Genomic DNA, 6,054 nt, shown 5'->3' on the forward strand with positions numbered 1-6,054 from the left:
GACCTGATTTAATGATCACTATTTATATAAAAAATTTTTTTCCTAAAACTTGCTCTATATTTTGTTTCTATTAAGTTATATTACAGATATGAAATATTTTTATTTTGATTTACACACTTTAAAACATTCAGTGGAGCCAATAATTCTTATATAACTTATAATAGAAATGTATATTTGAAAGTTTAACTCTTTTTTGAGGTTTAAGATGGATTTTAATACTCCCGATGAAATAAACATCAACAATGAAATCAATAATTATGAACAGAGCCAAGCAAAAGAGGCTTTTCCTCAGTATCTGTGTAAAACCTGCGGACGATGCTGTAAGTCAATAACCACAAGTTTTACATACGATGAATTAAAAGAAATGTCAGATAAGGGACTAGAAGAGGCCCGAGTTTTTATAGAAATATTCAAACCGTATTCCAGTATTGAAGAAGCCCGAAAAATCGTCCCAGAACAAGTGGAGCAGGTTCTCAGTATTTTGGAAGATGATAAGGATTTTGATATCAATAAAGTAACATTTTACTATTGCCCTCATATAACTGATGACGGAAAATGTTCAATCTATGAAACCCGACCTAACTGCTGTAGAAGAGCTCCAAATCATGGTTGGTCAGTTATGCCTCCGGGTTGTGGTTTTGAAGGATGGCAATTTGAGCAAAGAGAAAAACATAAAAAAATGGTTAGGTCAGTAAAAGAATATTTATATATGATTGAGAGCCTGTCTAAAGATGGAAAAGTTCCAGGCAAGGAAATGACTGTAGAAGAATTAAGAAAAAATATTGAAGAAAAAATTAAGCCCTGGGAGAAATTTGGCTCAATGTTCTGGTAAAACCAGCATAATTACCATAACTTTTTCTTTATTATTAGATTAAAAAATGATATAAACTTAAGTTTAAAATATTCTCCTCACGCCAAAAAGATTAACTAGTAAATTTGGAGATAAAAATGTCTGAAGCTGTTAAAAGAGTGCAAGAATTATTAAAACTCCCTCAATATTTATGTAATATGTGTGGTAAATGCTGTAAAATAGCTACTTTTAAAGGTGGATTATCCTACGAGGAAATTAAGAAATTAGCAGAAAGTACAGATGAAGATCCATCTCAAATAGAAGGAGCAAAAGATTTTTTATCAATCTTTGCACCTTACAATTCCAGAAAAGAAGCAGAAGAGGCTGGGGTAGGCTTTATTGACAGGGTATTAGAAAGATTTGGCAAGGATTCCGATGTCAGTTTCTTTTATTGCAAGTTTATAGGAGAAAATAATTCCTGCTTAATACACGAAGATCGTCCATTATTATGTCGCATGTATCCTATTCCACACGAAAGAACTTTTTACAATCCCGGTTGCGGTTTCGAAGAACAGGGCAAAAAGAATTGGCAGGAAATAGAAAATATTATTGAAGATCTCAGGAAAAAGCATCAATAATCTCTAATAATCATTTTATTTAGCTATTTAATAACTTTGACTATAGTTATAATATTAGTACTCTGTTTCAAAAGTTATGAAGACATTTTAGGGAGGTAAATTTTCTCCGTCGCTGATCCTCGTTGAAATAATTTTAAGTGATATTATTGGAAGAATTGATAACTGATAAAAGTGACTATGTCACCGAAAACATACCTCCCTAAAATAATATTTTTACCTTTCAAATTTTGTATGGTTGAGTACTAGAATACTAATTGACATATAAACAAAGCTGCAAGCATGCCGGCTATATCTGCAATAAGCCCTGCTGCAACGGCATGTCTGAAATTTTTAATACCAACAGAACCAAAATATACGGCCAAGACATAAAATGTGGTTTCAGAGCTTCCAACCATAACAGCAGCAAGCCTTGATATATAAGCATCACCACCATATTGATTAGCAATTTCTGTCATTATTCCCAAGGCGCCACTGCCGGAAAGTGGTCTGATTATTGCAAGAGGCAATATATCTGCTGGCATGCCTATCAAACCCAGAGCAGGACTAAATACCTGAGCAATGATATCAATAGCCCCAGAAGCCCTAAACATACCAATAGCTACAAGAATTGCTACAAGATAAGGAATTATTTTAACCCCGACAGAAAAACCTTCTTTAGCTCCATCTATAAATGTTTCATAAAGAGGCACTTTTCTATAAACTGCCCATAAAGGAATAAGTAACAACATCAATGGTATAGCCCATGCTGATAAAAGCCCCATTATCTCTTTCATTATTCTGCCTCACCTTCTGTTTTTTCACTAAAGCAGGAACTAACCGATTCCAGAGAGGGCTTTACTTGAAAACAAGGAGCTTTTTCAAGAATTTTTACAATAGTTATTGCTGTAATTAATGCAACACTTGTTGCAAAAAGTGTTGGACCAATGATAATAGTAGGATTTTTTGAACCGGCAGCTAATAATACAGCAATAATTGATGCCGGTACAAGCTGGAATCCGGCTGTATTAATTGCCAAAAAAGTACACATAGCATTAGTTGCTGTCCCCTTATTAGCATTAAGTTTTTGCAGCTCTTTCATTGCCTTTATCCCTATAGGAGTTGCAGCATTTGTCAATCCCAGTGCATTTGCTGAGAAATTCATGGCTATATTGCCAATTGCAGGATGATCGGGGGGAATATCAGGAAAAAGTCTCTTAGTAATAGGTTTTATTAGCTTTGATACAAAATTAATAAGCCCTGATGCTTCAGCCAATTTCATAATCCCAAGCCACAAAGACATTACACCAATTAAAGATATTGATATATCAACGGCCAATTTAGATGAGTCCATAGCAGCCTGAGTTACATCACCAATCTTTCCGTTTATACCACCCAATATTACTGCTGTAGCTATAAAAAATAACCATATGTAGCCTAACACTTTTATCTCCCTGAAAAATTACTTACTTAAAAATATTATTATCTATATTTTACTAGGTAGATTTAAAAAAATATACATTTTTTACTTTATATTTTCTTATTTAAGCTTTTTTATAATCAAAAGAATCATTGATAAAAGCATAAGCTTGTTATTGTATTTTAAAACATAAATAAGTTATTAATTAGAAAAACCCAGTCTGACTTTCGGCCAATTGTAAATTTTTGTAAATTTATTCAAAAACATATAAAACGGAAAATATGTAGAATTTCAAAAACTAAATATGTAATATACTTAGGTTTATGACAAAATCCGGATTTGTTGTTGGGTTAACTTAACTTATATGACATTAAAGTTAGATAAGAATGATCTCAAGTGTTGGGATTCTATAAGCGTTACTGCTTATAGAATTATCTCAATATTTAATATGCTTGTTGAAGCGCCTTATAGTGATAAAGAAATCAATGAGAGGCTTCAACAAGATATTATTGGTGCAAGATCACTTTCTCAAGACACGATTTGTATTTATATAAATACTCTAAGGGCTTTAGGATGCACAATTTCAAGACCGTCAAAGAATAACGATTATAAGTATGCCCTCAAATCACATCCATTTAAGCTAAAACTTGATGATGAGGAAATATTTACCCTTGTCGAAATACGAAAATATATATCAACTCTCGATGACTGGAGATTAATGATTAATGTAGATAATTTATATAATGCAATACTGGAATATCTTGACCCTGAAGATAAAAAGAAGTTTACTCAGACAATGAAAGATTGTTTAAGAGATATTGAAATTACTCATAAAACACAATTAATTTCCCTTCTTGAAAAATATTGCAGTAAAAAAAGAACCTTAATGGTAAATTACTTATCTCCAGAAACCGGAGAAAAAACGATTGAAATAACAGCGGATAAGCTCAGCTATGAAAATGGGGCCTTTTACTTATGGGGTAGTCTGGCACAAGATGAGATAATATATTTAAGAGTTGATAGAATAAAAGAGATTAATGCTATAAATATTAAAAATAGCAGATATACACCCCAAGTATACTGTGTTAGATATAAACTAACAGGATTTCAGGCATTAATGTTTACTCCTAATGAAGATGAATCAATTATTGAAAAAAGTGATAAAGAAATAATAGTTGAAGCAAAAATTCAGAATAAATTTAAGTTTATACAGCGTGCATTAGCTTATGGGAGCGACTGCACAGTTATGTCTCCTGAAAATATAAGAAAAGAGATAGTGACTAAGTTAAAATCAATATATAACAGCTACAAACATACAGATATTGTAAACTAACGGTGCTAGATGGGTAAAAAGACAAAAATTAGCTCAACAGCTTATAGAGTGCTATTTTTAATGCAGTTACTTAATACAAATGACTGTAGCATTGATTATCTTAATAATACTTTTTCAAATGACCCAAACATTGCTAGGACATTTTCAAAAGAAGTTATTTTGAAATACATATATACATTAAGATCAGCAGGATATAACGTTTCGAAGCCAAATCCTGCTAATAATCATACATATAAGTTAGTTAAAGCACCACTTACTATGCGATTAAATGAGCAAGACATTAGAACCTTAATCATATTAGAAGGATATGTATCAAGTCTATATCAAGAAAGGTTGCAAAAAAGCTTCCGTAGTCTGGTGAAAAAGTTATCAAGATATCTGTCTGAAGAGCAAATAACCCTATTAAACAGTATTAGAAAAGCTCAAACTAATGAATTACAGCAATTATCCTTGAAATATTCACAATATACATCATTAATTCAGAAGTTTGAACAATATTGTGTTGAAGATCAAAGAGTTATTGTTAAATATAAATTTCCTATTGGTGATGAAGAAAAGCAAATAATCCTGGAGCCAAAATCTATTAAATACGACTCAAAAGATGTTTTCATATCAGGTTATAATTCTATTACCGGTGAAAAACAATTACTTCATTTAAATAATATTCAAGAAATAAAACAATTACCGGTAAAATCCAGATACAATTATGTCTTATCACCCATAATTTTTAAACTTAAAGGAAGATTAGCCAAAGGCTATAGACCTTATGAGGATGAAAAAATAGCAGGAACAGATCCGGAAGCAGGAACAATTACAATTGCTGCATATGTTGATGACAGAAATATGTTGTTACAGAGATTATTAAAGTATGGAGACTATTGTGAAGTCATATATCCAAAAGCAGCAAGAGAAAAAACAATCTCTTTAGTACAAGATGCTTTAAAAAATTATGATGCAAATGTTTAAAGAACTCTAATGCTTTGCTATATCTTTTAAGATTTTTACAATATTGTCCGTAGCATAAGGTTTAGCTAGACATTTATTTGCTTCCTGCATACTTTTAAGTCTATCAGTATCCTGTACGAGTTCTAAAATCAAGCTTATTAGAGTATCAGAATTGCATTTTGAATCCTCAAGCCAAATAGCTGCACCTGCTTTTTCCATAGCAATTGCATTGAATTTCTGATGATCAGCTGCTGCATATGGATATGGAATTAAAATCGCCGGTAGTCCGCTTAAATTTAACTCTGACAAACTTAATGATCCGGATCTTGAAACAGCAAGATCAGCAGCAGCAAGTGGAAAAGCCATTTCATCAAAGTATGGTCTCAAGATATATTCAGAATAATTACAATATTCAGGCCATACTTCACTGATTTTTTCTTGATATTCCTCAAAGTTTTTTCTTCCAGTCTGATGAATAACCTGAAACCCATACTCTTTTATTAATCTTGGAGCAACTTCTAACATTGCGTTATTTATGGTTTTAGCTCCCTGAGAGCCTCCCATAACTAGAATAGTTTTTTTATCAGAATGTAAATTCAAATTAGTATATGCAATGTCTTTAGATGCTGTACTAAAATTTGCCCTTATAGGATTACCATTTACCACTATATTTTTCGATTTAAGGTAATCTTTAGCCTGTTCAAATGCAACAGAAACGGCTTTTGCCCAGAGGGCCATAAACTTGCTTACAACCCCAGGATGAGCATCTGAATCATGAATAACAAAAGGGATTCTCAGTATAACGGCAGCTAAAAGCACAGGACCGCTTACATACCCTCCAGTTCCAAATATTACATCAGGTTTGGTATGTATAAGATGACTTATAGACTGTTTAACACTGCTATTTAGCTCCAAGAGCCACTTAATTAAACCTATTCCTGTTTTTCTTGGC

General features: G+C 32.2%; 7 protein-coding genes. 4 read left to right on the forward strand and 3 right to left on the reverse strand.

The annotated features are described in order from the left end of the window. Positions 1-205 precede the first annotated feature (205 nt). Both A2255_00910 and A2255_00915 read left to right on the forward strand, forming a co-directional pair. Positions 206-832 (forward strand): hypothetical protein, encoded by a 627-nt coding sequence (locus A2255_00910; protein OGI18091.1) that lies wholly within the window; start codon positions 206-208, stop codon positions 830-832. Positions 833-948: 116 nt separating this feature from the next. Continuing rightward, on the forward strand, positions 949-1,428 hold the full coding sequence (locus tag A2255_00915) for a hypothetical protein (GenBank protein OGI18092.1): 480 nt from the start codon (positions 949-951) through the stop codon (positions 1,426-1,428). A 242-nt stretch (positions 1,429-1,670) separates the two neighbouring features. Here the strand turns inward: A2255_00915 and A2255_00920 are convergent, their stop codons facing one another. Both A2255_00920 and A2255_00925 read right to left on the reverse strand, forming a co-directional pair. Next, positions 1,671-2,201, reverse strand: a complete 531-nt coding sequence (locus A2255_00920; GenBank protein OGI18093.1) for a spore maturation protein — start codon at positions 2,199-2,201, stop codon at positions 1,671-1,673. Continuing rightward, positions 2,201-2,848 (reverse strand): nucleoside recognition protein, encoded by a 648-nt coding sequence (locus tag A2255_00925; GenBank protein ID OGI18094.1) that lies wholly within the window; start codon positions 2,846-2,848, stop codon positions 2,201-2,203. Before A2255_00925 ends, A2255_00920 begins: the two co-directional genes overlap by 1 nt. A gap of 340 nt (positions 2,849-3,188) precedes the next feature. On the opposite strand from A2255_00925, the gene A2255_00930 reads away from it, so the two are divergent. Continuing rightward, the gene (locus A2255_00930) at positions 3,189-4,157 is read left to right on the forward strand and encodes a hypothetical protein (GenBank protein ID OGI18095.1); all 969 of its coding nucleotides are present in this window, start codon (positions 3,189-3,191) and stop codon (positions 4,155-4,157) included. Between the two features lie 9 nt (positions 4,158-4,166). Next, on the forward strand, positions 4,167-5,123 hold the full coding sequence (locus A2255_00935; protein OGI18096.1) for a hypothetical protein: 957 nt from the start codon (positions 4,167-4,169) through the stop codon (positions 5,121-5,123). 6 nt (positions 5,124-5,129) lie between these two features. Here A2255_00935 and A2255_00940 read toward each other — a convergent pair. Further along, a partial coding sequence (locus A2255_00940) for a hypothetical protein (GenBank protein OGI18097.1) occupies positions 5,130-6,054 on the reverse strand: 925 nt, incomplete at its 5' end.

The organism is Candidatus Melainabacteria bacterium RIFOXYA2_FULL_32_9, from assembly GCA_001784615.1.
In the GTDB taxonomy this organism is placed as follows: domain Bacteria; phylum Cyanobacteriota; class Vampirovibrionia; order Gastranaerophilales; family UBA9579; genus UBA9579.

Excerpts from the sequence above, each read along its gene's own strand:
- A2255_00920 (OGI18093.1), bottom strand. The coding sequence starts at position 2,201 with ATGAAAGAGATAATGGGGCTTTTATCAGCATGGGCTATACCATTGATG.
- A2255_00935 (OGI18096.1), top strand. The coding sequence starts at position 4,167 with ATGGGTAAAAAGACAAAAATTAGCTCAACAGCTTATAGAGTGCTATTT.
- A2255_00910 (OGI18091.1), top strand. The coding sequence starts at position 206 with ATGGATTTTAATACTCCCGATGAAATAAACATCAACAATGAAATCAAT.
- A2255_00930 (OGI18095.1), top strand. The coding sequence starts at position 3,189 with ATGACATTAAAGTTAGATAAGAATGATCTCAAGTGTTGGGATTCTATA.
- A2255_00915 (OGI18092.1), top strand. The coding sequence starts at position 949 with ATGTCTGAAGCTGTTAAAAGAGTGCAAGAATTATTAAAACTCCCTCAA.